Here is a 24,613-nt window from a genome sequence, read left to right as displayed (position 1 = left end):
CGGTCAGGAACAGGCTCAGGACAGGTCGTAGCCCGCCCGGGCGACGGAGAAGGAGTAACCGCTCTCGTCGTGCCGGCACGTCATGCCCGTCTCGTCGGACAGGCATGTGAAACCCTCGTCCTCGGCCTGCTCGCCGTAGGGCAGCACGGGGAGGCTGCCGGCGTCGAACGCCGTCGCCTCGCCGGAGGTGTCGCACACCAGTGAGGCGCCCTCGGCGCCCACCTGGAGCACGTGACCGACCGTGCCCTCGCACGCCTCTTTCTCGGCGGCCGGCACCCCGTCGGCGTACTCCATGCTCGCGATGGCGCACAGCGCGCGGTCACCGTCGATGTCGCAGGCGATGTTGCCGCTCGGGCTGGCGAAGTCCCACGCGACGGCGGAAAGGTCCTGCGGCGGCGCCGGCGTGGCGGTGGGGGTCTCGGTCTCCGCCGCGGTGGTCGGCTCGGCCGCCGTCCCGTCGGGCTGCGACATCCCGGCCAGCCGCAGGGCCAGCATGACTGCGAAGACGGCGACGAGCGCCACCGAGACCACGACGACCGTGCGTTCGACCCGGCTCAGCCGGCGGCCGGCAGACTGCACCATCCTTGCTCCTCACGCTGGCACCCGAGCGTTCCTGCTTGCCGCACGGGCGCCGACACGCTACGTCATGACAACGGCGTCACGCGGGCGAGTCCGCGGCCAACCGCTGTCTCAGTTGAAGAGCGGACCCGTGGTGCGGGTGCGCTTGATCTCGTAGAAGCCGGGCGTGGAGGCGACGAGGACCGCGCCGTCCCACAGCTTGCCGGCCTGCTCCCCCTTCGGCGCCGGCGTGACGACGGGTCCGAAGAAGGCTGCCCCGTCGACCGCGACGACCGGTGTGCCGACGTCCTCGCCGACGAGGTCCATGGCGCGCTGGTGAGAGGCGCGGAGCGAGTCGTCGAGCTCGTCCGTGCCGGCGAAGCGCGCCAGGTCCGCCGGCAGACCGGCCTCGGCCAGTGCCTCGTCGATGACGGCGGGCAGCTCGCGGCGTCGCCCGCCGGGGTGGATCCGGGTCCCGAGGGCGTCGTACAGCGGCTTGATCGCCTCCTCGCCATGCAGCTCCCGGGCGGCGTTGACGACCCGGGCCGGCTGCCACGCGCTCTTCATCGACTCGGCGTAGTCCGCGGGCAGGTCTCGGCCCTCGTTGAGGACCGACAGGCTCATGATGTGCCACTGCACCTTCACGTCGCGGACCTTCTCGACCTCGGTCATCCAGCGGGACGTCATCCAGGCCCACGGGCACACCGGGTCGAACCAGAAGTCGGCGGACGTGGTTGTCGTCGTCTCAGTAGCAGTCATACGACCATCCAATCGCGATACGGCCATGCACCCAACCCGGCCGACGGGTGACGCCCCTCACGGCATGGGGGCGCCCGGGTCGGTCAGCTCCTCGCCGTCCTCGTCCGCGTTGTCGATGTTCAGGCGCTCCTCGTGGTCGGGCGCGTGCTCGGTGGCCTCGACGTCGGCGCCCGCCATGTCCTCGTCGTCGGGCCGCGTGTGGTCCACGTGCTCCGCCGCGTCCTCGGCCAGCTGCTTGGCCTCGTCGGCGAGCTCGCTCGCGCTGTTGCTGCCGGTGCTCTCGGTCACGACCACTCCTCACCTCGGGTCCCACCAGCGTTTCGCCCGACGCGCAGACGTGCAAACGGTACGAACCATTTGCGTTCGTGCGCGCCGCCGCGCGAGTGGCAGGATCGGTCCGGTGCCGCAACGCCGGCACCCGTCGTCTCGACGCCCCGCCCCTCGAGGAGAGCCATGCCCGGAGAGAACCTCACCCGCGCCGAGGCGCGGGAACGCGCCGCCGTCGTCTCGACGTCGTCCTACGACGTGGTCCTCGACCTCACGCGCGACGAGAAGGTCTTCGGCTCGACGACCACGATCCGCTTCTCCGCCCGCGGCGACGGCGGCGCAACTCATCTCGACCTGCTCGCCGAGTCGGTCGAGCGCATCGTCCTCAACGGTCGCGACATCCCCACCGGCGCGTTCGACGGTACCCACATCGCGCTGACGGACCTGGACGCCCAGAACGAGCTGCGCGTCGAGGCCACGTGCCGGTACATGAACACCGGTGAGGGGCTGCACCGGTTCGTCGACCCGGTCGACGACGAGGTGTACCTGTACTCACAGTTCGAGGTCGCCGACTCACGCCGGGTCTTCGCAGTCTTCGAGCAGCCCGACCTCAAGGCGTCGTTCACCTTCACCGTCACCGCGCCGGAGCACTGGACGGTCGTGTCGAACTCGCCGGTCGAGGAGCGGACGGAGCCGAGCGGGGACGGACGTGGCTCACGGACCTGGCGGTTCGCCCCTACCGAGGTCATCTCGTCCTACCTGACGGCGATCGTCGCCGGTCCCTACCACGGGGTCACCGGCGAGCTGACCTCTCGGGACGGCCGGACGATCCCGCTGGGCGTGTACTGCCGCGCCTCGCTCGCCGAGTTCCTCGACGCGGAGGAGATCATGGCGATCACCCGCGCGGGCTTCGCGTTCTACGAGGAGGCGTTCGACCGCCCGTACCCGTTCACCAAGTACGACCAGCTCTTCGTGCCCGAGTTCAACGCGGGCGCCATGGAGAACGCGGGCGCCGTGACCTTCCTCGAGAACTACGTCTTTCGCTCCAAGGTGCCCGAGGCCACGGTCGAGCGGCGCGCCGTGACGATTCTGCACGAGCTGGCGCACATGTGGTTCGGCGACCTGGTGACCATGCGGTGGTGGAACGACCTGTGGCTCAACGAGTCCTTCGCCGAGTACGTCTCGCACCTGGCGGTCGCGGAGGCCACCCGCTGGACCACCGCGTGGACGACGTTCTCCTCGCTGGAGAAGAGCTGGGCCTACAAGCAGGACCAGCTGCCCTCCACCCACCCCGTGGTCGCCCCGATCAACGACCTCGAGGACGTCGAGGTCAACTTCGACGGCATCACCTACGCCAAGGGCGCCTCGGTCCTCAAGCAGCTCGTCGCGTGGGTGGGCCGGGAGTCGTTCGAGACGGGCGTGCAGCGATACTTCACCAAGCACGCGTACGGCAACACCGAGCTGTCGGACCTGCTCGTCGAGCTCGAGGCGACGTCGGGCCGGGACCTGGCCGCGTGGTCGTCGCTGTGGCTGGAGGAGGCCGGGGTCACGCTGCTGCGTCCGCAGGTCGAGATCGCCGACGACGGCACGATCGCCTCGTTCACCATCCTTCAGGAGGCGCCGGTGGAGCACCCGACCCTGCGTCCGCACCGGCTCGTCGTCGGGGGCTACGACGTGGTCGGGGAGGGGACCGACGCCCGGCTGGAGCGGACCGTGCGGGTCGAGCTCGACGTCCGGGAGACCGGCGAGCGCACGGAGGTCCCCGAGCTGTCCGGGCGGAAGCGTCCCGACCTGATCCTGCTCAACGACGAGGATCTCGCCTACGCGAAGATCCGCCTGGACGAGGCCTCCCTGGCGACGGCGACCGCCCACCTCGGTGGGTTCGCCGAGTCCCTGCCCCGAGCCCTCGTCCTCGCCGCGGCCTGGGACATGACCCGCGACGGCGAGTGGTCCGCGCGCCAGTTCCTGGACCTCGCGCTGCGTGCCGTGGCGACGGAGACCGACTCGACCGTGGTGATGGTGCTGCTGCGGCAGGTGGCCACCGCGCTCGGCTCGTACGTGGCACCGGAGGCGCGCGCGAGTGTCGGCAGCGAGGTGGTCGGGAGGCTGCACCAGCTGGCGGCGGCCGCCGAGCCGGGCTCGGACACCCAGCTGCAGCTCGTCCGCACGCTCGCCGGCCACGCCACCGCGGACGAGCACCTCGAGGTGCTCGAGCAGCTGCTGACCGGCTCCGCGGAGCGTGCCGGGCTGCCCGGGCTGGCGGTCGACACCGACCTGCGCTGGACGCTGCTGCAGGGCCTCGTCGCCGGCGGCCGCGCCGGCGAGGCGCGGATCGCCGCCGAGCTCGAGCGCGACAGCACCGCGACCGGGCAGCAGCAGGCCGCGCGGGCGCGGGCCATGGTGCCGACGCCGGCGAACAAGCAGCAGGCCTGGTCCGACGTCGTCGAGTGCGACAACCTGCCGAACGCCGTGCAGTCCAACGTCATCGCCGGGTTCGGGCACGTCCACGACCGGACGCTGCTCGCGCCGTTCGTCGGACGCTACTTCGACGTGCTGGAGCCGATCTGGGAGGAGCGGACCAACGAGATGGCGCAGAACGTCGTCATCGGGCTCTACCCGGACCGGCTGGCCGGCCTTGCGGACGAGGTGGGGGTCGACGTCGTCGCCGCCACGCGGGCATGGCTGGACGAGCACGCGGACGCGCCGGCCTCCCTACGGCGTCTCGTCGTGGAGAACCTCGACGCCGCCGAGCGTGCCGTGCGGGCGCAGGAGGCCGACCGCTCCCGCGGCTAGTGGTGGGCCCGCGGCTAGCGGCGGGCCCGCGGCTACTAGGGCGTGTTGCTAGAAGGCTGAGTGGCTGGGGTTCGCCCGGTCGCTGAGGCAGGATTGGTTGAGTGAGTGTCGTGCTTCGCCCCTGGGCCAGTCGGGATGCTTCAGCTCTGATAGCTGCGGCTCAGAGTGCACCTGATCTGGCGGCTCAGTTCGGCAGTGCCGACATGTCGAGCCGGCGAGCCGCGGAAGTGTTCATCGAGCAGTCATTGCGATTCGACGAGCAGGTGAAGAACTGGGCTGTCGTCGAGGACGATGTTGCGGTCGGCAACGTCGGCGCGTCCGCTATCGAGTTTCGGCACGAGACCGCGTGGCTGTACTACTGGCTCTCGTCCGCTGCCCGCGGAAAGGGATATGCGACGGGCGCGCTCGTCTCGGTGTGCGACTGGGCCTTCGAGAACGGGCTGTATCGGCTCGAGCTGGGACACCGGGTGAACAACCCTGCCTCATGCCGGGTGGCGACCGCCGCGGGTTTCCAGGCTGAGGGTATCGAGCGGGAAAAGCTCCGCTACGGCAGCGCCCGTTACGACGTCGAGACGCACGCTCGGCTGGTCACCGATCCCGCTCCTGCGGCTACCGTTCCCGTGATGTCCCTGTCGGATTGAGGTGCAAGGCCGCCTCTGATGAGCCAGGGCGAAGTCGCGGCGAGGCAAGCACCCGATACGGCCGGGACCGCGGCCTGCCGCGCGGGCCGGGCACCCGGATCTCGCTGAGCGTCGCGGTCAGCATGCTGGTGTCCGCCGCCTGCCCCGGAGTGAGGATGAATGCGAGAGCACGAACCTTCCCGTCGCAGACGAGATGGCTCTTGGTAGTCAGGCCGCCGCGCGAAGCGGCCGACCGCGTGGTCAGGCGGCTCCAGCCCGAACTTCTTGTGGTTCGACAGAGCCCCCGTGCCGCGCGGGAGCGTCGCCCCGTGCCGATGCACACGCACGATCGTGGAGTCAATCGACGCGACCCAGTCCAGGTCCCGGACCGCTGCACGAGGAATTGCACGTGCTGCAACAGCCTCGCCTAGGCGCCCTGCTCGGCTCACCGGTTGAAGTTCTTGTAGGTCGTGTTCCAGTTCCCGAACCGCTCCGGCACGTCCCGCCACGGAGCGCCCGTCCGGAACCGCCACGCCGTCGCCTCGACCACCGCGGCGGTCCACGGGGTCGGCCCGTCGTCTGCACCTTCGGAAACAGCGGAGCGATCACGGACCACGCCTCATCCGAGATCACGTCACGCGACAAAACTCCGAGACTCGCCCGCGAGCCCTCGGAAAGGGTCTAGCAACACGCCCTCGCAGCGGCGCTCCTCGAGGCTCCGCTCCCGGAGGCTTCGGGGTGGTTCAGTCCTCGTCCGCGGCCGCCAGCTGGCCGCAGGCGCCGTCGATCTCCTTGCCGCGGGTGTCCCGCAGGGTGGTCGGGACGCCGGCGGCGTTGAGCCGGCGCACGAACTCGTCCTGGACGTGCGGCTCCGAGGCCGTCCAGATGGAGCCGGGCGTCGGATTGAGCGGGATGGGGTTGACGTGCACCCAGCCGCGGCCGCGCGCGTTGAGCTTTTCGGCGAGAAGGTCGGCGCGCCAGGCGTGGTCGTTCATGTCCTTGATGAGGGCGTACTCGATCGAGACCCGGCGGCCGGTGACCTCGAAGTAGTTGCGGGCGGCGTCGAGCGCGTCGTCGACCTTCCACCGCGAGTTGACCGGGATGAGCTCGTCGCGCAGCTCGTCGTCCGGTGCGTGCAGCGACAGCGCGAACGTCACCGGCAGCTGCTCGGCCGCCAGCTTGTCGATCGCGGGCACCAGGCCCACGGTCGAGACGGTCACTCCGCGGGCCCGCATGCCGAGGCCGTCGGGCTGAGGGGTCACCATGGTGCGGACCGCATCGACGACGCGACGGTAGTTCGCGAGCGGCTCCCCCATGCCCATGAAGACGATGTTGCTGACGCGCTCCGGCGTCGTCTCGTCCGCGTCCTTGCCGCCGAGCTCGCCGCGGGCCAGGGCGCGGTTGGCGGCAACGACCTGGTCGACGATCTCCGCGCTGGACATGTTGCGGGTGAGACCGTTCTGGCCGGTGGCGCAGAACGGGCAGTTCATGCCGCAGCCGGCCTGCGAGGAGACGCAGAGCGTCACGCGGCCGGGGTAGCGCATGAGGACGGACTCGACGAGGGCGCCGTCGAAGAGACGCCACAGGAACTTGATGGTGTCGCCGTTGTCGGTGGTCAGTCGCCGCACCTCGGTCAGCAGCGGCGGCAGCATCGCACCGACGAGCTCGTCACGCCGCGCCGCCGGGAGGTCGGTCATCTCGGCCGGGTCGGCGGTGTAGTGCGTGAAGTAGTGGGTGGAGAGCTGCCTGGCACGGAACGCCGGCAGCGCGAGCGCCGCGACCTTGGCGACGCGGTCCTCGACACTCAGGTCGGCCCAGTGCACCGGTGGCTTGCCGCGCCGGGGCGAGGCGAACTGGAGCAGCGGGCGGCCGTCCTCGCCCACCTTCTGCTGCCAGCCCTCGGTGGCAGGGCGGACCTGCGGCCGGGCGTCGGTCGCTTCAGGCGTGGGAGGCATCCTGCCATCGTAGGCGCGCGTGCCCGGCGGCAGCAGGGGCTGCCGGTGCGTCATTCGCCACTCAGCATCGGTTCGTCCGTGGCCACTCAGCATCGGTTCGTCCGTGACCAGGTACCTTGTGTCACATGGCACCTGCGCCGGCCACGATCATGGCCAACCTGCGCCGGGGCGTCGTCGAGTACTGCGTGCTCGCGACGCTGCGCCGCGGACCCGCGTACGGCCGGGACCTGGCCGTCCGGCTGACCGACGAAGGTGTCCTCACCGGCGGCGAGGGCACCCTGTACCCGTTGCTGTCCCGGCTGCGGCGATCCGGCCTCGTGGAGACCAGCTGGCAGGAGTCGCCGGCGGGACCACCCCGGCGCTACTACATCCTCACGCCCGGCGGTGAGCACGCGCTCGCGGGCTTCGTGGAGGCGTGGAAGCCGTTCTGCACCGCTGTCGACCGCACCCTGGGAGCTCCGTCATGACCGCCGTCCACGCGCGCGCCGACCGGTACCTCGACGACCTCGGGCGGATGCTCGCCGGCATCGATCCCACCGAGCGTGCCGAGGTGCTCGGCGCGGTCCGCGAGCACCTCGACGACGCCGTCGCCGCCCTGGGCCACGAACCGTCGGGCACCGAGATGACCGCCGTGCTGGCCGAGCTCGGTCCGCCTTCCGAGGTCGCCGCCGAGGCCATGGCGGGGCGGTCAGCCGGCGGCCAGGGTGCGCAGGCGCAGCCGCAGGTGACGCGGTCGGCGCTGAGCCGCTCCTGGGTCCCCCCCGTCGCGGTGCTGGCCGTGGCCCTCGGTGCGCTCCTCTGGCCGCTGATGGTTCCCATTCTCGTGCTCGCCGGCGGGATCATCCTGCTCTGCGCCTCCCCACTCTGGACACCGGCCGAGAAGGCGCTCGGGTCGATCGTCCTGCCGCTCGGGCTCGCGCCTGTGGCGCTGTCCGTCGCCTTCTTCGCCCTAGTGTCGTACGAGGGCGCGGCCGGCGGCGCGCCGACCGTCTGGGCCGTCGCCATCCCGGCCATGGCGCTGCTCGGGCTGATCCTCGCGGTCTGGCTGCTCGTCGTCGGCGTGCCCAGGGCAGGCGTGCGTGACCGCGAGGAGGCCTGAGGGCCCGGCCGGTCACGACGTGCGGGATGCACCCTGCACGACGTCGATGAGGGACGTGAGGTCCGGCAGCGTGGCGTCGGCTCCCGCCGCGCGCAGGACCTCGTCGCTCTGCGAGGTCCGCACCCCGATGACCAGCCCCACGCCGGCGCCGACAGCGGCCGTCAGGCCGGCGGTGGTGTCCTCGAAGGCGATGCAGGCCGCCGGATCGGCGCCGAGCAGCTCCGCGCCACGGCGGTAGGGCTCCGGGTCGGGCTTGCCCGCGCCGACCATCTCCGACGTCACCATGGACAGCCCGAGGTCCGCCACGCCCAGCAGCTCCAGCGCCGCCGTCGCCCACTCCCGGTGCGAGGAGGTGACGAGCGCGATGGGGTGACCGGCGCGCCGCCAACGGGCGATGGTCGCGCCGGCGCCGGGCACGGGCACCGGAGGGATGGCGTCGTGGTCGACGCAGGCGACGATCTCCGCGGCCAGCGCCACGGGATCCTCGCCCGTCCACGGACCCTCGATCTCGGCGAAGACCTCGCTGCCGCGCCGGCCCGCGAAGGGCAGCAGGATCTCCTCCGAGACCTCCCAGCCGCGGCGATTGAAGTAGGTGTAGAAGGCGGCGCGGTGCGTGGGCTCCGAGTCCACCAGCGTGCCGTCCAGGTCCAGCAACAGACTCGCCCCTGGCACCTGCAGGGCCTCGGTGATCCGGTGCGCGGTCACGTCCAGGAGAACAGCTCCTCCCCCGCCATGATGTCCTCGCCCACCTCCGCCGCGAGCGCGAGCGCGTCGGCCGACGCGTCGAGCGCCAAGATCGGCACCACCGCGGAACGTCCGCCGCCGATGACCGCGTTGGGCGAGAACGTCACGATGAGCTGCCCGGCGGTCACGGTGTCCTTCTCTTCCGCGTGCAGGGCGAAGCCCTCGCCGCCGAGCTCCACCGTGTCGATGCCGACGTGGACGAGGACGCCCTTGCCGTCCTCGGTGACGATGGCGAACGCGTGCGGATACAGCTTGGCGATCGTGCCGGCGACCGGTGCGCGCACCTCGGCCCTGTCCGAGGGATCCGGGTCGACGGCGACGCCCGGCCCGACCATGGCCTCGGAGAAGACGGCGTCGGGCACGTCCTCGAGCGCGAGCACCGTGCCGGCGACCGGGGCGAGGACGGTCAGCGTCACCTGAGCTTCCCGATGTCCTCGGCGATGGTGTCGGTCTGCGGCCCGAGGACCACCTGGACACGAGAGCCGGACAGCACGACGCCGAACGCGCCGGCGGCACGCAACGCCGCCTCGTCGACCTTGTCCGGATCGTCGACCTCGACCCGCAGCCTGGTGATGCAGGGCTCGAGCTCTCGGACGTTGGCGTCTCCGCCGAGGCCGGCGAGGATCTGCTCCGCCTGGTTCATGTGTGCTCCCGTCCCTCCGGGCGCGGCCGGTGCGGCCCGAGATCCCGATCAGACCTTGCGCGAGACGGGGTGTCAAGCCGGCCCAGGGCCGCGAACGGCCGGAGCGAAGGCTACTCTCCGCACCGCGGGCCACTGTTGTGCCAGTAGCCTCCGGTGCTACGAGTAGCCCTCGCGGGCGCAGGGGTTCACGCGAGCCGGTCGTCCTCGCCGAACGCGTCCCGCACGGCATCCACCAGCGAGACCAGCCGGGCCGAGCCGGGCAGGTCCTCGACCATGACGACCCGCTCGGCACCGTCGGCCAGCGGCAGCTTCCAGTTCGGGTACTCGGTGTCCGTGCCCGGCTGGTTCTGGGCCCGCCGCTCCCCCACCGCATCGGTCAGCGAGACGCCCACGAGCACCGCAGGCGTCCGGACCACGTACACGTGCAGGGCCTCGACGAGCTCGCGCTCCGTCGGGTCCTCCGTCAGGATCCCGTCCTCGCGCAGCCGCGCCACCATGCGCTCACGCTCCTGGCGGGCCTCCGCGCGCACCTCCTCGACCGGCTGGGTCAGCAGACCCAGCCGGCGGCGCAGGTCGACGTGCTCCTCCGCCAGGTAGCCGGCGACGGGCGGGAGGTCGTGCGTGTTGACGGTGGCGAGCACGCCGCGGCGGTACTGCTCGGGCCGCAGCGGCTGACCGTCGTCGTCCTTCTCGAACCACAGCACGGAGGTGCCGAGCACGCCCCGGTCCTCGAGATAGCCACGCACCCACGGCTCCACGGTGCCGAGGTCCTCACCGATGACCGTGGCGCCGGCCAGGGCCGCCTCCAGCAGGACCACGCCCACCATGGCGTCGTGGTCGTAGCGGACGTAGGTGCCCTCATCGGCGCCCATGCCCTCCGGGATCCACCACAGCCGGAACAGGCCCATGACGTGGTCGATGCGGATCGCGCCGGCGTGGCGCAGCACCGTGCGGACCATCTGGCGCAGCGGCGCGTAGGCCGTTCGGACCAGGGAGTCCGGTCGCCACGGCGGCTGACTCCAGTTCTGCCCCTGCTGGTTGTACATGTCGGGCGGCGCCCCGACGCCGATGCCGTGCGCGAAGGCGTCCGGGTCGGTCCAGGTGTCGGCGCCGTCGGGGTGCACGCCGACCGCGAGGTCCTGCATGATGCCGAGCCCCATGCCGGCGGTGCGGGCCTCGCGGTTCGCCGCCGCGAGCTGCTCGTCGGCCACCCACTGCAGCCAGACGTAGAAGTCGATCCGGTCGGCCAGCTGCCGGCGGGTGTTGGCGACGAACGGGGAGCCGACGTCCCGCAGCTCGGCCGGCCAGCTGCTGTCCGCGTACTTCTCGTGCAGGGCGCACCACAGCGCGAAGTCCTCGAGCCCCTGGCCCTCCTCGGCGCGGAACCGCTCGAGGGCCCGCTGCCGGGAGCGGCTGCGAGGAGCGGCGTGGATGACGCCGAGCGCCTCGCGCTTCGCGGACCAGACGGCGTCCCGGTCGATGGGCGAGTTCACCGTGTTGGCGGTGCGCACCTCCTCGGCGGCCCAGTCGACGAGCGCGCGCTGCGGCCCGGTGAGATACGCCGCCTCACGGATCTCCTCCGGGCGCACGTAGACCGGGTTGACGAACCGGCGGGTCACCGGCAGGTACGGCGACGGCGTCATATGACCGGTCGGCTCGGCGGCATGGAGAGGGTTGACGAGCAGGAAGTCCGCACCGAGGTCGCCGAACAGGCTGGTCAGCTCGGCGAGATCGGCGAAGTCGCCGATCCCCCAGGAGGTCGCCGAGCGCACCGAGTACAGCTGGGCCATGACGCCCCAGCCCCGCGTGGTGGCCAGCGCGGGCTCCGGCAGCCGTTCCGGGGTGACGGCGAGCGGGACACGAGCGGCCTCGGTGCCGTCGACCCGCGCGACGAGCTCGTGCCACCCGACCGGCAGGTCGGGCGGCAGCACGAAGGTCGCCCGGCCGGTGCGGACACCGTCGACGTAGCGTGGGGCGGCGTCGTCCTCACGCTGGCCGAGCTCGCGCACGTCGTCGCCGTCGAGCACGACGGCGACGGTGACGGCCGAGCCGTCGGGGACGTGGGCCCGCACCTCGGGCTCGCGCCCCTCGGGCGTGATGACCGACGGCGGCAGCACCTCGCGCCAGGGCGCGAGCTCGAGGTCCTCGAGCGCGCGGGCGATCTCGTCGTCGGTGTCGGCGGCGATCCCGAGCGCGGCCAGGACGCCGCGGATGGTGGCGGCGGAGGCCTCCCGGCGTACTCCGGTGTAGTCCCAGAACTCTGTGGCGATCCCGAGGGAGTCCGCCAGGTGGCGCAGCTCGTCGGGGAGCTCGCTGGTCTGCGCTGGCATCGTCGACTGGCGACCGAGGCTCGACGTCATGTTGCTCCTAGCCCTACAGGAGGGTCGTCATCTCCCCGGCGAGATCGTCCGCCTCGGGGCCGACGACGATCTGCACGACGCGGCCGGTCTGGACGACCCCGAAGGCGCCGTTGGCCTTCAGGTCGCTCTCCCCGACGGCGGTCGGGTCCTTGACCTCCACGCGAAGTCGGGTGATGCACGGCTCGACGACGACGACGTTCGGTGCACCTCCCAGGGCGGCCAGGATGTTTTCGGCCTTGCTCATGTGAACCCTCCAACAGGAATCCAACCGGAATCCGACAGAACCAGACGGCAGCAGCGTGGGCAGGACGCGCCACGACGTTCCACGAGCCTACCCGCGGCGACCTGCACAGACACGTCAGCACGCGGTGCACCGCGGGGGTGTGTACGGATCGCGTCGGCACGGCATGATGTCCGCAGTCCCGCGGAGCTCAGGAGCACAGATGACCAACCCGCTGTCCACGCCCGCCGGCGAAGCCCTGCACGGCGTCGGAGTCAGCCCCGGCCGCGCGGCCGGCCAGGTCGCACACGTGCGCCCGCCGGCCGGCGAGCCCGCCGCCGCTCCGGCGGTGCCGCCCGAGCGTGCCGAGGAGGAGGCCGCCCGCATCGGTCCGGCGGCCGAGGCGGTCGCCCGGGCGCTCGAGGAGTCGGCCGCGCTGGTCGAGGGCGAGCGGCGCGAGCTGCTCGAGACGACGGCGCAGATGGCGGCGGACCCGACCCTGGTCGGCGGCGCCGCCGACCTGGTGCGCACCGAGCACCTCCCGGCCCCCCGAGCGGTGTGGCAGACGGCCGGGTCGGTCGCCGAGCAGCTGACCGCGCTCGGCGGGTACATGGCCGAACGTGCGCGGGACGTCGCGGACGTGCGCGACCGGATCATCGCGGAGCTCACCGGCGCACCCGTGCCCGGGGTGCCGCAGCGCGCCGAGCCTTACGTGCTCGTCGCCGTCGATCTGGCGCCGGCGGACGCCGCGCTGCTCGACCCCGCCAGGGTGCTCGCCATCGTCACCGCCGAGGGGGGCCCGACCTCGCACACCGCCATCCTGGCGCGCTCGCTCGGCATCCCGGCCGTCGTCGGCGTCGCCGGCGTCACGGACGCCATCGCCGAGGGCGCGACGGTCCTGGTCGACGGCGGAGCGGGCGCGGTGGACCTCGAGCCCGACGACGAGGCGCTCGCCCGGGCGGCGGAACCCAACGTGGTCCGCGACTTCGACGGCCACGGCCGCACGGCGGACGGGCACGAGGTCGACCTGATGGCCAACGTGGGGGACCTGGCGAGCGCCGAGACGGCCGCCCGGGCAGGCGCGCAGGGCGTGGGCCTGTTCCGCACCGAGTTCTGCTTCCTGGGTCGCCGGCAGGAGCCGGACGTCGAGGAGCAGGCGAACGCCTACCGCGCGGTGCTCGAGCAGTTCCCGGGCCAGAAAGTCGTGGTGCGCACGCTGGACGCCGGGGCCGACAAGCCCCTGCCGTTCGTGACCGACGCCGAGGAGGCGAACCCGGCGCTCGGCGTCCGCGGCCTGCGCACCGCGCGCAAGGCGCCGGAGGTGCTGGAGAACCAGCTGGCCGCGATCGCGCGCGCCGCGGAGGGCACCACGGCCGAGGTGTGGGTGATGGCGCCGATGGTCGCCACCGTCCGGGAGACCGAGGACTTCGTCACCGCCTGCGAGCGGCACGGCCTGACGACCGCCGGCGTCATGGTGGAGGTCCCGAGCGCCGCCCTGCTCGCCGGACCGATCCTCGCCCGCTCGGCGTTCGCGTCCGTCGGCACCAACGACCTCACCCAGTACGCCATGGCCGCCGACCGGCTGCTCGGTTCACTCACCGAGCTGTCGGACCCGTGGCAGCCGGCCGTTCTCCGCCTCGTGGACGCGACCTGCACGGGTGGTGCGCAGCAGTCTCGACCCGTGGGCGTGTGCGGTGAGGCGGCCGCGGACCCGGCCCTCGCCGTCGTCCTCGTCGGCCTCGGCGTCTCCTCGCTGTCGATGACGCCGCGGGCGCTGGGCGACGTGGCCGCCGTCCTGGGGGCGACGGACCTGGCGACCTGTCGCGGCGTGGCCAGGCTGGCCGTCGACGCCGAGTCGGCCGAGGACGCCCGTGCCAAGGCGCGTGACGCGCTCCCGGTCCTCGGCGAGCTCGGGCTGTGAGTCATGATGGTGTGATGAGCACGAGCCACGGCCCCGCAGAGCCCACCGGCCAGGACGACCGGGCCACCCTGTTCGAGGCCATGGGCGGCCACGCGGCGTTCTCGCGGCTGGTCCACCGCTTCTACCAGGGGGTGCGCCAGGACGAGGTCCTCGCGCCGATGTACCCGCAGGACGACTGGGAGGGCGCCGAGGAACGCCTGACGATGTTCCTCGAGCAGTACTGGGGTGGCCCGACGACGTACTCCGAGCGGCGGGGACACCCGATGCTGCGGCGCCGGCACCTGCCGTTCGAGGTCACCACCGAGGCCCGTGACCGCTGGCTGACCCACATGCGTGCCGGCGTCGAGGAGCTCGAGCTGCCGCAGGATCTCGAGAATGTCCTGTGGGACTACCTCGAGCGGGCCGCGCACGCCATGGTCAACACCGCCGACAGCGGCCGGCGCTCGCTCCTGTGAACTCTCCGACCCGAGCCCGATCCCCCCACCCGAACGCCAGGAGCGAGGAGAGCCCGATGAGCGACGAAGGTGTCGAGACGGCCGCGGACGCCCGCGTCGCGGGTGCGGACGGGACGGGACCGTCGCAGGTGCTCGACGTGCCGACAACCACCGACGAGCCGCTCGCGAGCGTGCTCCGGGCGCTGCGCCTGACGCGCCTGGGCCCGGACGAGTTCTCCGGCACGTCGCTGCCGCAGCTGACCGGGAGGATCTACGGCGGCCAGGTGCTCGCCCAGTCGCTCCTGGCCGCCGCCGACACCCTTCCGGACGACGGCGGGAACCCCGCCTCCCGCCAGCTGCACTCGACGCACGGCTACTTCCTGCGTCCCGGCCGGGTCGAGGAGCCGATCACCTTCGCCGTCGAGCGGCTGCACGACGGCCGGTCGTTCTCCTCGCGCCGGACCCATGCCATCCAGCGGGGCAAGCCAATCCTCTCGCTCATCAGCTCGTACCAGGAGCAGCAGCCGGGCCGCGACCACGCGTCGGTCATGCCGCAGACCCCGGACCCGGAGACGCTGCCCAGCGCGCTCGAGATGTTCGGTGCGATGGACCACCCGGTGGCGAAGTTCCTGTCCTCGACGGCGGCGTTCGACCTCCGGCACGTCGGGCAGGACATCTACCTACGGCCGGCCGAGGAACCCACCGACCGGCAGATGCTGTGGATGCGGGCGCGGTCCCCGCTGCCGGACGGGATCACGCAGCTGCAGCACCGAGCGCTGTTGGCGTACGCCTGCGACCAGGTGCTGCTCGAGCCGATCCTGCGCAGGCACTCACTCAGCTGGCGCACCGAGGGGCTCTCCATGGCGAGCCTGGACCACGCGATGTGGTGGCACCGGCCGGTCGACGCCGGGACCTGGCTGCTCTACGTCGAGGAGTCCCCCAGCGCCCACGGCGGCCGCGGCCTCACGTTCGCGAGGGTCTTCGACACCGGAGGCAGCCACGTCGCCACCATCGCCCAGGAGGGCATGGTCCGGGTGCCTCTGGACGCGCGCGACGGCTAGGTGCACCGACGGCCAGGGCGTCGGCCTCGCCCGCAAGGGCGAGAACGGCGACGCCCCCCGCTCCGCCGGTTCGGCGGGCGGGGGGCGCCACGGGGCGGGACGGGTGCGGGCTACCTGCGCTCGAGCCGCTCCACGAGCCTCCTGTTCTGCTCCACGAGCTCACTGGTGTTCTGCGCGGTCCTGATCAGGGCCACGGCGAACTCCAGGGCGACGCGGTAGAAGACGATCATGAGGAACGCCGGGATCCAACCGAACAGCAGGGCGAGGATCCCGCCGACCGCCGAGCCGTCCCCGCCCATCGCGTCGGCCGCGGACCCGGCGCTGAAGCCGGCAATGATCCAGCCGAGCCACATCAGCACGGCGACGATGATCAGGATGATGTAGATGACCTTCGCGAAGGTCAGCGTGATGTACCGGCTGAATGAGAAGTCGAACAGCGACTTGAAGAAGCCGCCCGCGGACTCCTGCGGGGCCTGACCGTACGGCTGACCGTGGAACGGACCCTGCTGACCCGGTCCGCCGGGGCCACCGGGTCCGCCGGGGCCACCCGGACGGCCGGGGCCTCCGCCCCATCCGGGAGGGCCGTATCCCGGGGGAGGCTGCTGCCCCGGGGGTGGCTGCTGGCCCGGGGGTGGCTGCTGGCCCGGGGGTGGCTGCTGGCCCGGAGGCGGCTGCTGGCCCGGGGGTGGCTGCAGGCCCGGAGGCGGCTGCTGGCCGCCAGGTCGCTGCTGACCCGGCTCGTGCTGACCCTGCGGCTGCCACGGCGGCGTGCCGCCGTCGGGCCGAGGAGGGACGGGAGGTTGACTGGACACGATGGGTCTCCAATTCTCGCTGCGACAGGCGTTTCGGCCCGAGACTAGTGGACTGCTCTGTGAACGAGCAGGTCAGGCGAGAGCCTTGGCGGCGACGGCCGTCTCGGCGACGCCTCCGGCCGTCACGGTGACGAAGCGGGAGGCAGTGCCGGCCGCACCCTCCTCCACCACCTGGACGCGATAGCGACCGGGGGCGAGATCGACGGCTCCGAACCACCCGGAACCGTCGGTGCGGACCAGGACCGCCTCGCCGGGCGTGCCGGCGACGGGCTCGAGGACGACGTCGACCTGGTCGGCGACCTCACCCGTACCGATGGTCACGGACCCCGAGACGTTCCCCGTGCTCGCCTCCGTCTTCCAGGTCATCTCCGGAACCACGACCTCGTCCGCGAGGGGCCCGTTGCGCAGCGCCTGGGTGAGAGCTGCCCGCTCGGCGTCCTTGACCGCCGGGTCCGACGAGCCGGTGGCGTCCTGGGTGGGGTTCGCGTAGGAGTACCCCATCCACCCGTCAAAGCCCATCTCCACCGTCTGCTCGGCCTGGGCGACGATGCTGTCGATGTCGTTGAGGTAGAGCGCCGGGCCGTTGACCACGTGGCGATCGGCTCGGTAGTCCATGAGCGCCTCGCTCCACTCGTCGAACATCCGCGCCTGGTCCGGCATCCACTCGCGCTTGTAGTTCATCGCCGTGACGGTGTCGACGATTCCCTCGTCCAGCCAGGCACGCCAGTCCTGCATGACGTTGGCGTACGGGCGGGTCCCCTCCCAACCGCCGTAGCTCTGCGGACCGTAGGAGTAGGTGACGGCGTCGACGCTGAGCCTGTCGCTCGGATCGATCTCGTACATGTTGACGTAGATCTTGCGAACGAGGTTCGAGACCTGGTCGCGGCGCCAGTCGGAGAACTCCTCGTCGTCCGGCTCGGGCACGTCCGTGCGGCCCGTCTCGGCCGCGAAGCGTGCGAGGGAGACCTCGGAGTAGCCCCAGTCGTTGACGAACGCGCCGCTGTTGTAGTCGGGGTAGCGGATGTAGTCGAGGTTGATCCCGTCGACGTCGTAGTTCTCGGTGATGGAGGTGACAGCGTCGACGACGTAGTCCACAGCGTCCGGGTTGGCCGGGTCGATGTAGGTGTTGTTCCCGATCCGCTCGCTGCCGTCGACCCGCTGGTTGAGCCACCGGTCCTGCCCCTCGGCGTCGAAGCCGTGGGCGTTGTAGGCGTGCTCGGGCGAGGTGGGCGGGGTAGCGGAGTTCCAGAGGGTGGTGGCGTTGACCCAGGCGTGGACCTCGATGCCGGCGGCGTGGGCCTGCTCGATCACCTCGGCGAGCGGGTCGTAGGGCGCGGGCGCGATCCAGGCGTCGGTGCGGGGGTAGATCGCGTCGTTGCAGAAGCAGTCGAAGCGGCGACCTACCTGGACGACGAGGGCGTTGGCGCCCAACGCCTCCGCCTCGTCGACGAGCTCGGTGACCTGTCCGGCGTCGTAGATTCCCTCGTTGAAGGCGTCGACCCAGTACCCGCGCCACTGCTCGGCCGGCGCGTCCCCGGTCGCCTCGTTGCCGGCGGCCGCGGGAGCGACAGTCGTGGCGGCACCCGCGGGCGCGGCAGTCGTGGCGGCACCCGCGGGTGCGGCAAGAGCGAGCGTGGGCAGCAGTGCACACGCGGCGGCGAACGTCGTCGTTCGTCTCATGTGTTCTCTCCTCCGTACTTGTCGTTGCGTACCCGCTGGTCGGTGCGGGACCTGCTCACCAGCCGCCGGTCGCCCACGGCCGCACGAGTGACCTCGAGGGCGTGGCGGCTGGAGTCATAGGTGCGCTGCGCGACGCCGACGAAGATGCAGTCGACGACGGTGAGCTGCGCGAGGCGGGAGGCGGTGGCTCCCGAGCGGAACGTGGTCTCGCGGGCCGCGGTGAGGAGCACGTGGTCGGCCTCGGCGGCGATGGCGGAACGGGGCGCGTCGGTGACCGCGACGGTGGTGGCCCCGGCCCGGCGTGCGGTGGCGAGGGCGTCGACGGTGTCGGCCGTCATGCCGCTGTGCGACAGGCCGACGGCGACGTCCCCCGGCCTGAGGAGCGCGGCCGAGGTGATGGCGAGGTGGGCGTCGGTGTGGGCGGCAGCGACCAGGCCGATGCGGCGCAGCTTCTGCTCGAGGTCCGCGGCGACGATCCCGGACGCGCCCACCCCGTACACGTCGGTGCGGGGCGCGGCGACCACGGCCTCGACCACGGACTCGAGATCGGGGACGGACAGGGTCTGGGCGGTCTCCTGCACGGCCCGGGCGTCGGTGAACGCAATCTTGGCGACGACGGCGGCGAGGTCGTCGCTCGGGGCGATGTCCTCCGTGCGCTCGTCGGCGCTCGCCTCGGCGTCCCGGCGGCCGACGTCCGCGGCGAGGGTGAGGCGGAACTGTCGGTAGCCGTCGAGACCGGCCTCCTGGCAGAGCCGCACGATGGTGGCCTGTGACGTGCCGGTGACCTCGGCCAGCCGGGTGATCGTCATGCCGGCGGCCCGGCGCGGGTCGGCGAGCACGTACTCGGCGACGCGCCTGGTGGACGGCCGCAGGTTGTCGAGTATGCCGCGGAGCCGTACCGGCAGCGGCGCGCTCATCCGCCCGACCGCAGCGCGGCGACGGCGGTGCGCACTCCGGCCGGGTCGTCGATGCGTGCCGGGTCCGGTGGGAAGTCGGCGAGTGCCCGCTCGGCGGCCTCGGCCGTCTGCCCGGACATGAGAGCGACGAGGGCGGTGCGGACATGCCCGCCGGCGGCCGTGAGGACCTCGGCGCAGCGGCCGGCGTCCTGTCCGGTGGCCTGCACCAGCATCCGCACCGTGCGGGCCTGCAGCTTCTTGTTGGTGGCCCGGACCTCGATCATCAGGTTGGAGAAGGTCTTGCCCATCCGGACCATCACTGCGGTGGAGAAGGTGTTGAGCGCGATCTTCTGGGCGGTGGCGGCCCGCATCCTGGTAGAGCCGGTGATCACCTCGGGCCCGGTGTCTAGCAGGATGGCGATGTCGGTGTCGTCGGCGAGCGGCGCGTCCGGGTTGGTGGAGATCAGGGCCGTCGCCGCGCCGTTCTCGTGTCCGGCCCGTAGTGCGCCGGCCACGAACGGCGTGCGACCGCTTGCGGTGAGGCCGACCACGAGGTCCTGCGGCGCGAAGTGCCTCCCCAGGCGATGGCCTGCTGCGTCGTCGTCCTCGGCGCCCTCGGCGCTGTTGACCATGGCGTCGGGGCCGCCAGCGAGGTACGCCCGGACAGATTCCTCGCCGACGTCGTAGGTCGGCCGCAGCTCGGCGGCATCGAGCACCGCGAGCCGGCCGGAGGTGCCCGAGCCGACGTAGTGGATGCGGCCACCCTCGACCAGCGCGCCGACCGCGCGGTCCACGAGCCGGCCGAGCGGTCCGGCGGCGGCCTCGACGGCGGCGACGACACCGCGGTCCTCCGACAGGACCAGGTTCACCACATCGGTGGCGGGCAGCTGGTCGATACCTGTGGTGCGCGGGTTGCGGTCCTCGGTGGGTGAGCGGAGGCCGAGAACCTCACGCCAGTCGTTCTCGTCGTTCATCGGGCGTTCTCGCTGGTCATCGGGGTTCCTTCGTGGTCGGGTGGCCGTCGCCGTGTCGCAGGCGGCGAGGGTTCTATGGCGCCCTGTCGTCGGACTCGCCGAACACGATGTCCAGGGCTGCCTCGGCGTTGGCGGGGCCGATCCCGTGGGCGAGCACGACCGCGCGGGCCGGCGGTGCGCCGCCCGCCGTCCCGCCGTGGACGACGACGGCGTCGGGGCGGGCTGCCAGCACGGCTTCCAGGTCCGAGCGCTCGTCAGCGTCCGCAAGCGGCTCCCGGGTGAGCACGAGGACCGGTGTGGCGACATCGATGGCCGCGAGGCTGTCGGCAAGCGGCTCGGCGCCGGGCTGGGCCGGGAGAAGGATGTGAGCGCCGGGTCGTCGGCGGGTGAGGGCGTGGGCCAGCGCGGGGAAGGTCGGCCCGGCGGCCTGGTTGACGCGGCGCCGGAGGTCGAGCAGCACGGGCGTGCCTTCCCGTCGGACTCGGCCGTGCCCACGGACGGCCCTGCGCGCGACCTCCGCGCCGATATCGGCCATCGTCCGCTCAGCGTGCACGGCGCCTTGCTGGGGGTCGGCGGTGGCCCGCGCCGTCCCCTCCCGGTAGGCGATGCGCTGCTCGGCGCCATGCCGGTGAGCGCGCACGCCGGCGCGCAACCCGTCGGTGCGGGCGACGCTGCGCCAGAGGGCGGCGGGGTCGAGCCGGCCGGACCGGACGGCGTCGCTGATGGCGGCGACCGCCGTGCGGAAGGGACCTTCGTCGTCGCGGTCGACGGTCGTGCCGAGGCAGAGCAGGTCCGCGCCGGCCTCGAGGGCGCGGACGCAGGCCTCCCCGAAGCCGTCGGAGGCGACGGCACCCATGTCGAGGGCGTCGGTGACGACGACCCGTTCCTCGCCGCCCACGAGGCTCCGGGCGAGCGCGGTGACGGCGGGTTCCAGGCTCGCCGGTGCCGGGCCGAGAGCCGGGACGCTCACGTGAGCGGTCATGACGGCGTCCAGACCCGCTGCGGCGGCGGCCTCGAACGGTGGGAGGTCGCGTGCCCGGAGCACGGCGGTGTCCACGTCGATCTCCGGCAGCACGAGGTGGGAGTCCGCCGTGGTGGCCCCGTGGCCGGGGAAGTGCTTGCCGCAGGCCGCGACCCCGCCGTCGTGCAGGCCTGTGACGAACGCGGCCCCGTGCCGAGCGACGAGGGAGGTGCCGGACCCGAAGGACCGGACGCCGATCACGGGGTTGCGCGGCTCCGAGGCGACATCGAGCACCGGCGCGAGGTTGAGGTCGATCCCCGCTGCGGTGAGCAGCCCTCCGAGCGCGGCGCCGGTGCGACGGGTGAGATCGACGTCGTCCACCGCGCCGAGCGCAGCGGCGCCGGGCAGAGCCGACCCGGCAGCGAGCTGCAGACGTGAGACGTCTCCGCTCTCCTCGTCGATGGCGACCAGCAGGGGCCCGGCACCGTGCAGCGAGTCGGTCAGGGCGCGGGTGGTCGCGACGTCCGGCGTGTTGGGTGCGAACAGCACCACGCCGGCGAGGCCGTCACGCGCGGCGTCCAGCAGCCAGGTCGGCGCTGTCGTGCCCGTGAATCCGGGCAGGAGCACGCCGAGGACCAGTGATCGTAGATCCATGTCAGCTGGTCACCGCCGGCAAACGCGTCGTCAGTCGTGCCATCCCCACACCCGCTCTGTCACCTAGACCGTTCTGCTGCCTGCTAGCTGCTCCCGTGCGGCGGGTGGAGGGGACCTCGGCACGGGCGGCGTACTGGTTGGATATGACCAGAACCGCCGTCGGAAACAACTTTCCCAAGTAGTCTCAAGTCTGGAAGTTACCACCACACCGGGAAGCCGGAGGCATATTCAGCGTGGACGTTCTCTCTCCTGCACGTGTTGTCGTCGGCCTCGACGTGGGAGGTACGTCCTCGACGGCGGGCGTGCTCACCGAGGACGGCGACGTCCTGGCCGTCGTGGCTGGCCCGGGCGCGAACGTGCGCTCCTCCCCCGGTGCGTTGGCGGACCAGCTGACCGAGGTGGTGGCGACAGCGGCCCGGCGGGCACGAGACCGAGTCTCCGGCGCCGAGCTCGAGACCCTCGCCTGCGTCGCCGGGGTCTCCGGCGCCGGGGCAGCCGGGCGCGGCTACGCCGTCGACCTGATCGAACGATCAGTCTCGCGCGCCGGACTCCGGCCGCCCTCCGTCGAGGTTGTCACCGACCCGGTCGTGGCGTTCGCCGCCGGTTCGCCCGAGCCTCGCGGCAGTCTGCTGCTGTCCGGCACCGGCGCGGTCGCGTGCCGGTTCGAGGAACTCGCCGAGGTCGAGCGTTGCGACGGACTCGGCTGGATCCTGGGCGACACCGGATCCGGTGTGTGGATGGCACTCGAAGGGCTCCGGGCGGCTGCGGCGGATCTGGACCGCCGTGGCCCGAAGACCGCCCTGACGGCCGCGGCCGCCGGCATGACGGCGGCGCTGGGGCCCGGCACGGGCGACTCGCGCCAGGATCTCGTGCGACTCGTGGACGTCCGCTCCCCCGCCGAGCTCGGTGAGTTCGCGCCGGTCGTGTCGGGGTGTGCCGCGGCGGGTGACGAGGTGGCGCTCGACATCGTGGAGCGAGCCGTGGACGCACTGCTCGCAACCCTCGCGGTCGTGGACGACGGCGGCGCGTCCGTCGTCGTCGCAGGGTCCGTGCTCACGGAGGGCCCTGTCCGCGACGGGGTGCTGCAAGCTCTCCGAGACCGGGCCCGCGATGCTGCCCGGCCGGTGGTCGGGGCGCTGCGGCTGGCGGCTGCGAAGGCCGGTTGGCCGCTGCCCGAGCTCGATCGTGTCGCGCCGGCGGTGGCGGCAGAGCCGATCCTCACCGTGGGAGCGTGGAGTCGCGATACCGCCACTGCGGGTGGTTCGGCTTCAGCGGGTTCGGTTGGTGGCGGCCCTACCGCGGGTGGCTCGGGTGGGCGCCACTCCGCCGGTGGTGACTGGGCTCGGGTCGCCTCCGCCAGGGGTGCCTCGGCGGGTGGCGCACCGGCCGGTCGAGGCGGCGGTCCGGCGGTCGACCGGTACCTGCCGGAGGATCGTGAGGCGCTCTACCGCATCTGCCTGCTCACCGGCGACTCGGGGTCGGACGCGACATCGAAGTATCGCGACGGTGACCTCCTCGGGCACATCTATCTGGGTCCGTATCTGGAGCTCGAGCCGAGTCACGCCCGCGTTCTACGTCGCTCGGACGGCACTCCGCTGGGGTACGTCGTCACGGCGCCGAACACATCGGCATTCGAGGAGGAGTGCGAGCGGAGCTGGTGGCCACGGCTGCGTGAGCGTTACCCGGAGCCGCCTCGCGAGGACACGTCACCTGATGCCGGCCTGATCCGCACGATCCATCATCCACCGCGGGCCACCGGCCCGTGGCTGGACGAACACCCAGCTCACCTTCACATCGACATCCTCCCGGAGGGCCAGGGCGACGGGAACGGCCGTCGCCTGATCGAGGCGGCGCTCGATGACCTGACCGCAGCAGGAGTACCCGGCATGCACCTCGGTGTCGGCGCGCAGAATCTCGCCGCCATCGGCTTCTACGAGCACATCGGGCTGCGCGTGCTCGAGCACAAGCCGTCAGCGCTGATCATGGGGACACGCCTGCCTCGTAGCTGATGCGCGACAAGAGGCCTCGGCCGGCTGTCGGTGTTCGCGCCTGCTCTGGGCAGTGCGGTTCGTGACTGTCCTGCTTCGCTGAAAATGCGGTCCGGAGCGGAAGACTGGACCTTGGCTGGGGTGGCCGGTCAACGCCCTGCCGGTGGAGCGGGTCAGAAGGGCGGTTCGTCGTCGTTGGAGTCGCTCGAACCAGCGGGATCGCCGGGATCTGGCTTGTTGTCGTCACCGGGCTTGTGTCCGTGGACGGGATGTTCGCCGTGTTCGCCGTGTTCGCCGTGCGCGCTGGGGTCCGGTGCGGTCGGGTCGGTGCTGGCCGGCTCGGGCTGGTGTTGTGCTGGGGGGTTTCGGTGGTGGTGGGGTGCTGCGTCCGTGGTGGGTGGTGGTGCCGTTGGCTTCTCGGCGGTAGGTGTGTCCGGTTTTGGAGATCCAGTCGAAGACGCCGCCGGGGTGCTGGATGACGCGGTAGTCGCCGAGGGTCTTGTGCCGGTGATCGGGGATGCATAGGGCGTCGAGGTTGATCAGTGCGGTGATCCCGCCGTGGGCGAAGGGGGTGGTGTGGTCGAGGTCGCAGGCGGTGGCGCGGGTGTTGCAGCCGGGTCGTACGCAGGTGCGGTCGCGTTCTCGGACCAGGCGGGCCAGGTCGGCCGGTGGTTTGTAGCGGGTGCGTCCGATGTCGATGACGGTCCCGGTCATGGGGTCGGTGACCAGGCGTTGCCAGGTGGGGGCCTGCATGGCCAGGGCGCGGGCTTTGAGGGCGTCGATGGGTCCGGCGCCGTCGAGGTCGCCGGGTTCGTTCCCGCCGAGCAGGGTCGATAGCGGGACGGTGACGCGGAGCTGGACCGCTGCCCCACCGACCGACCCGACCCGATACCCACCACCGGCCTCGCCGGCGCCGGTGGCGGCGGCGGCGCCGGCAGATCCAGAAACCGAAGTAGAAGCAGACGCGGGAGCAGCGGCAGTAGGAGATTCGTCGGTCTCGCCCTCACCGTCGCTGCTGCTGCTTTCGCTGCTGCTGGTGCTGGTGGTGGGTTCGTTCTCGGGTAGGGGGAGCTGGCCTGGCGGGGGGCCGATCCAGCCGTGGCGCAGGGCGCTGGCGCCGACGCTGGTGAGGATGTCGGCGCGGAGCTGGTCGGTGGTGCGGGCGTCGCCGTCGGCGCGGGCGGTCTTGGCGGCCCCGTCCAGGGCGAGGTCCA

General features: G+C 72.2%; 24 protein-coding genes. 8 read left to right on the top strand and 16 right to left on the bottom strand.

The window, feature by feature from the left end; all coding sequences use genetic code 11:
* Positions 1-15: 15 nt before the first annotated feature.
* The 3 genes from ABD907_RS09110 to ABD907_RS09100 all read right to left on the bottom strand — a co-directional run bounded on the left by ABD907_RS09110 (position 16) and on the right by ABD907_RS09100 (position 1,605).
* Positions 16-582: a hypothetical protein gene (locus tag ABD907_RS09110; protein ID WP_345215937.1), complete on the bottom strand. Its 567-nt coding sequence runs from the start codon at positions 580-582 to the stop codon at positions 16-18.
* 108 nt (positions 583-690) lie between these two features.
* A complete protein-coding gene (locus tag ABD907_RS09105) occupies positions 691-1,317 on the bottom strand; it encodes a mycothiol-dependent nitroreductase Rv2466c family protein (protein WP_345215936.1) in 627 nt (208 codons plus the stop codon).
* A 57-nt stretch (positions 1,318-1,374) separates the two neighbouring features.
* Entirely contained in the window at positions 1,375-1,605 is a 231-nt protein-coding gene (locus ABD907_RS09100) for a hypothetical protein (RefSeq protein ID WP_345215935.1), read from the bottom strand.
* A gap of 165 nt (positions 1,606-1,770) precedes the next feature.
* Here ABD907_RS09100 and pepN point away from each other — a divergent pair, with 165 nt between their 5' ends.
* Both pepN and ABD907_RS09090 read left to right on the top strand, forming a co-directional pair.
* Positions 1,771-4,377: an aminopeptidase N gene (gene pepN / locus ABD907_RS09095; RefSeq protein ID WP_345215934.1), complete on the top strand. Its 2,607-nt coding sequence runs from the start codon at positions 1,771-1,773 to the stop codon at positions 4,375-4,377.
* A gap of 101 nt (positions 4,378-4,478) precedes the next feature.
* Positions 4,479-5,018, top strand: a complete 540-nt coding sequence (locus ABD907_RS09090; protein WP_345215933.1) for a GNAT family N-acetyltransferase — start codon at positions 4,479-4,481, stop codon at positions 5,016-5,018.
* 424 nt (positions 5,019-5,442) lie between these two features.
* On the opposite strand, the gene ABD907_RS09085 is transcribed toward ABD907_RS09090, so the two are convergent.
* Positions 5,443-5,613, bottom strand: coding sequence for a transposase (locus tag ABD907_RS09085; protein ID WP_345215932.1), 171 nt, complete (start codon positions 5,611-5,613; stop codon positions 5,443-5,445).
* A gap of 127 nt (positions 5,614-5,740) precedes the next feature.
* On the bottom strand, positions 5,741-6,952 hold the full coding sequence (gene rlmN, locus ABD907_RS09080; protein WP_345215931.1) for a dual-specificity RNA methyltransferase RlmN: 1,212 nt from the start codon (positions 6,950-6,952) through the stop codon (positions 5,741-5,743).
* 125 nt (positions 6,953-7,077) lie between these two features.
* On the opposite strand from rlmN, the gene ABD907_RS09075 reads away from it, so the two are divergent.
* Together ABD907_RS09075 and ABD907_RS09070 are read left to right on the top strand one after the other, a co-directional pair.
* Positions 7,078-7,419 carry a PadR family transcriptional regulator gene (locus ABD907_RS09075; protein ID WP_345215930.1) on the top strand — a complete coding sequence of 114 codons (342 nt, stop codon included), beginning with the start codon at positions 7,078-7,080 and terminating at the stop codon, positions 7,417-7,419.
* Positions 7,416-8,051, top strand: a complete 636-nt coding sequence (locus ABD907_RS09070) for a DUF1700 domain-containing protein (RefSeq protein WP_345215929.1) — start codon at positions 7,416-7,418, stop codon at positions 8,049-8,051. The genes ABD907_RS09075 and ABD907_RS09070 overlap by 4 nt, the downstream gene beginning before the upstream one ends.
* A 12-nt stretch (positions 8,052-8,063) precedes the next feature.
* On the opposite strand, the gene ABD907_RS09065 is transcribed toward ABD907_RS09070, so the two are convergent.
* The 5 genes from ABD907_RS09065 to ABD907_RS09045 form a co-directional block, all read right to left on the bottom strand.
* Positions 8,064-8,756 (bottom strand): HAD family hydrolase, encoded by a 693-nt coding sequence (locus ABD907_RS09065; protein ID WP_345215928.1) that lies wholly within the window; start codon positions 8,754-8,756, stop codon positions 8,064-8,066.
* Positions 8,753-9,211 carry a PTS sugar transporter subunit IIA gene (locus ABD907_RS09060; protein WP_345215927.1) on the bottom strand — a complete coding sequence of 153 codons (459 nt, stop codon included), beginning with the start codon at positions 9,209-9,211 and terminating at the stop codon, positions 8,753-8,755. The genes ABD907_RS09065 and ABD907_RS09060 overlap by 4 nt, the downstream gene beginning before the upstream one ends.
* Positions 9,208-9,438, bottom strand: a complete 231-nt coding sequence (locus tag ABD907_RS09055; protein WP_345215926.1) for a PTS sugar transporter subunit IIB — start codon at positions 9,436-9,438, stop codon at positions 9,208-9,210. Before ABD907_RS09055 ends, ABD907_RS09060 begins: the two co-directional genes overlap by 4 nt.
* A 185-nt stretch (positions 9,439-9,623) precedes the next feature.
* Complete coding sequence (gene malQ / locus ABD907_RS09050) at positions 9,624-11,798, bottom strand: 4-alpha-glucanotransferase (RefSeq protein WP_345215925.1); 2,175 nt, start codon at positions 11,796-11,798, stop codon at positions 9,624-9,626.
* A 13-nt stretch (positions 11,799-11,811) separates the two neighbouring features.
* A complete protein-coding gene (locus ABD907_RS09045; protein ID WP_345215924.1) occupies positions 11,812-12,042 on the bottom strand; it encodes a PTS sugar transporter subunit IIB in 231 nt (76 codons plus the stop codon).
* A gap of 199 nt (positions 12,043-12,241) precedes the next feature.
* Here ABD907_RS09045 and ptsP point away from each other — a divergent pair, with 199 nt between their 5' ends.
* From ptsP to ABD907_RS09030, 3 genes are read left to right on the top strand one after another with little or no spacing between them, the layout of a single operon-like run.
* Complete coding sequence (gene ptsP / locus ABD907_RS09040; RefSeq protein ID WP_345215923.1) at positions 12,242-13,939, top strand: phosphoenolpyruvate--protein phosphotransferase; 1,698 nt, start codon at positions 12,242-12,244, stop codon at positions 13,937-13,939.
* A gap of 14 nt (positions 13,940-13,953) precedes the next feature.
* Entirely contained in the window at positions 13,954-14,394 is a 441-nt protein-coding gene (locus ABD907_RS09035; RefSeq protein WP_345215922.1) for a globin, read from the top strand.
* A gap of 56 nt (positions 14,395-14,450) precedes the next feature.
* A complete protein-coding gene (locus ABD907_RS09030) occupies positions 14,451-15,434 on the top strand; it encodes an acyl-CoA thioesterase (protein ID WP_345215921.1) in 984 nt (327 codons plus the stop codon).
* Between the two features lie 110 nt (positions 15,435-15,544).
* On the opposite strand, the gene ABD907_RS09025 is transcribed toward ABD907_RS09030, so the two are convergent.
* From ABD907_RS09025 to ABD907_RS09005, 5 genes are all read right to left on the bottom strand, one after another.
* Complete coding sequence (locus tag ABD907_RS09025) at positions 15,545-16,246, bottom strand: DUF4282 domain-containing protein (protein WP_345215920.1); 702 nt, start codon at positions 16,244-16,246, stop codon at positions 15,545-15,547.
* A gap of 72 nt (positions 16,247-16,318) precedes the next feature.
* Positions 16,319-17,926 carry a family 10 glycosylhydrolase gene (locus ABD907_RS09020; RefSeq protein ID WP_345215919.1) on the bottom strand — a complete coding sequence of 536 codons (1,608 nt, stop codon included), beginning with the start codon at positions 17,924-17,926 and terminating at the stop codon, positions 16,319-16,321.
* On the bottom strand, positions 17,923-18,843 hold the full coding sequence (locus tag ABD907_RS09015; protein WP_345215918.1) for a MurR/RpiR family transcriptional regulator: 921 nt from the start codon (positions 18,841-18,843) through the stop codon (positions 17,923-17,925). Before ABD907_RS09015 ends, ABD907_RS09020 begins: the two co-directional genes overlap by 4 nt.
* Positions 18,840-19,796 (bottom strand): N-acetylmuramic acid 6-phosphate etherase, encoded by a 957-nt coding sequence (locus ABD907_RS09010; RefSeq protein ID WP_345215917.1) that lies wholly within the window; start codon positions 19,794-19,796, stop codon positions 18,840-18,842. The genes ABD907_RS09015 and ABD907_RS09010 overlap by 4 nt, the downstream gene beginning before the upstream one ends.
* A 73-nt stretch (positions 19,797-19,869) precedes the next feature.
* Entirely contained in the window at positions 19,870-21,411 is a 1,542-nt protein-coding gene (locus ABD907_RS09005; RefSeq protein WP_345215916.1) for a glycoside hydrolase family 3 N-terminal domain-containing protein, read from the bottom strand.
* Positions 21,412-21,686: 275 nt separating this feature from the next.
* Between ABD907_RS09005 and ABD907_RS09000 the strand changes: the two genes are divergently transcribed.
* Positions 21,687-23,420 carry a GNAT family N-acetyltransferase gene (locus tag ABD907_RS09000; RefSeq protein ID WP_345215915.1) on the top strand — a complete coding sequence of 578 codons (1,734 nt, stop codon included), beginning with the start codon at positions 21,687-21,689 and terminating at the stop codon, positions 23,418-23,420.
* Positions 23,421-23,642: 222 nt separating this feature from the next.
* Here ABD907_RS09000 and ABD907_RS08995 read toward each other — a convergent pair.
* Positions 23,643-24,613 (bottom strand): HNH endonuclease signature motif containing protein (locus ABD907_RS08995; protein WP_345215914.1); only part of this gene is annotated, 971 nt, incomplete at its 5' end.

The sequence above is a fragment of the Georgenia halophila genome, from assembly GCF_039541595.1.
This window is presented reverse-complemented; position numbering and strand designations above follow the sequence as displayed.

Bases quoted from the DNA above. Each gene is read 5' to 3' on its own strand.
- ABD907_RS09110 (WP_345215937.1), bottom strand. From the start codon at position 582: ATGGTGCAGTCTGCCGGCCGCCGGCTGAGCCGGGTCGAACGCACGGTC.
- ABD907_RS09105 (WP_345215936.1), bottom strand. From the start codon at position 1,317: ATGACTGCTACTGAGACGACGACAACCACGTCCGCCGACTTCTGGTTC.
- pepN (WP_345215934.1), top strand. From the start codon at position 1,771: ATGCCCGGAGAGAACCTCACCCGCGCCGAGGCGCGGGAACGCGCCGCC.
- rlmN (WP_345215931.1), bottom strand. From the start codon at position 6,952: ATGCCTCCCACGCCTGAAGCGACCGACGCCCGGCCGCAGGTCCGCCCT.
- ABD907_RS09075 (WP_345215930.1), top strand. From the start codon at position 7,078: ATGGCACCTGCGCCGGCCACGATCATGGCCAACCTGCGCCGGGGCGTC.
- ABD907_RS09070 (WP_345215929.1), top strand. From the start codon at position 7,416: ATGACCGCCGTCCACGCGCGCGCCGACCGGTACCTCGACGACCTCGGG.
- ABD907_RS09055 (WP_345215926.1), bottom strand. From the start codon at position 9,438: ATGAACCAGGCGGAGCAGATCCTCGCCGGCCTCGGCGGAGACGCCAAC.
- malQ (WP_345215925.1), bottom strand. From the start codon at position 11,798: ATGACGTCGAGCCTCGGTCGCCAGTCGACGATGCCAGCGCAGACCAGC.
- ABD907_RS09045 (WP_345215924.1), bottom strand. From the start codon at position 12,042: ATGAGCAAGGCCGAAAACATCCTGGCCGCCCTGGGAGGTGCACCGAAC.
- ptsP (WP_345215923.1), top strand. From the start codon at position 12,242: ATGACCAACCCGCTGTCCACGCCCGCCGGCGAAGCCCTGCACGGCGTC.
- ABD907_RS09035 (WP_345215922.1), top strand. From the start codon at position 13,954: ATGAGCACGAGCCACGGCCCCGCAGAGCCCACCGGCCAGGACGACCGG.
- ABD907_RS09030 (WP_345215921.1), top strand. From the start codon at position 14,451: ATGAGCGACGAAGGTGTCGAGACGGCCGCGGACGCCCGCGTCGCGGGT.
- ABD907_RS09020 (WP_345215919.1), bottom strand. From the start codon at position 17,926: ATGAGACGAACGACGACGTTCGCCGCCGCGTGTGCACTGCTGCCCACG.
- ABD907_RS09015 (WP_345215918.1), bottom strand. From the start codon at position 18,843: ATGAGCGCGCCGCTGCCGGTACGGCTCCGCGGCATACTCGACAACCTG.
- ABD907_RS09010 (WP_345215917.1), bottom strand. From the start codon at position 19,796: ATGAACGACGAGAACGACTGGCGTGAGGTTCTCGGCCTCCGCTCACCC.
- ABD907_RS09005 (WP_345215916.1), bottom strand. From the start codon at position 21,411: ATGGATCTACGATCACTGGTCCTCGGCGTGCTCCTGCCCGGATTCACG.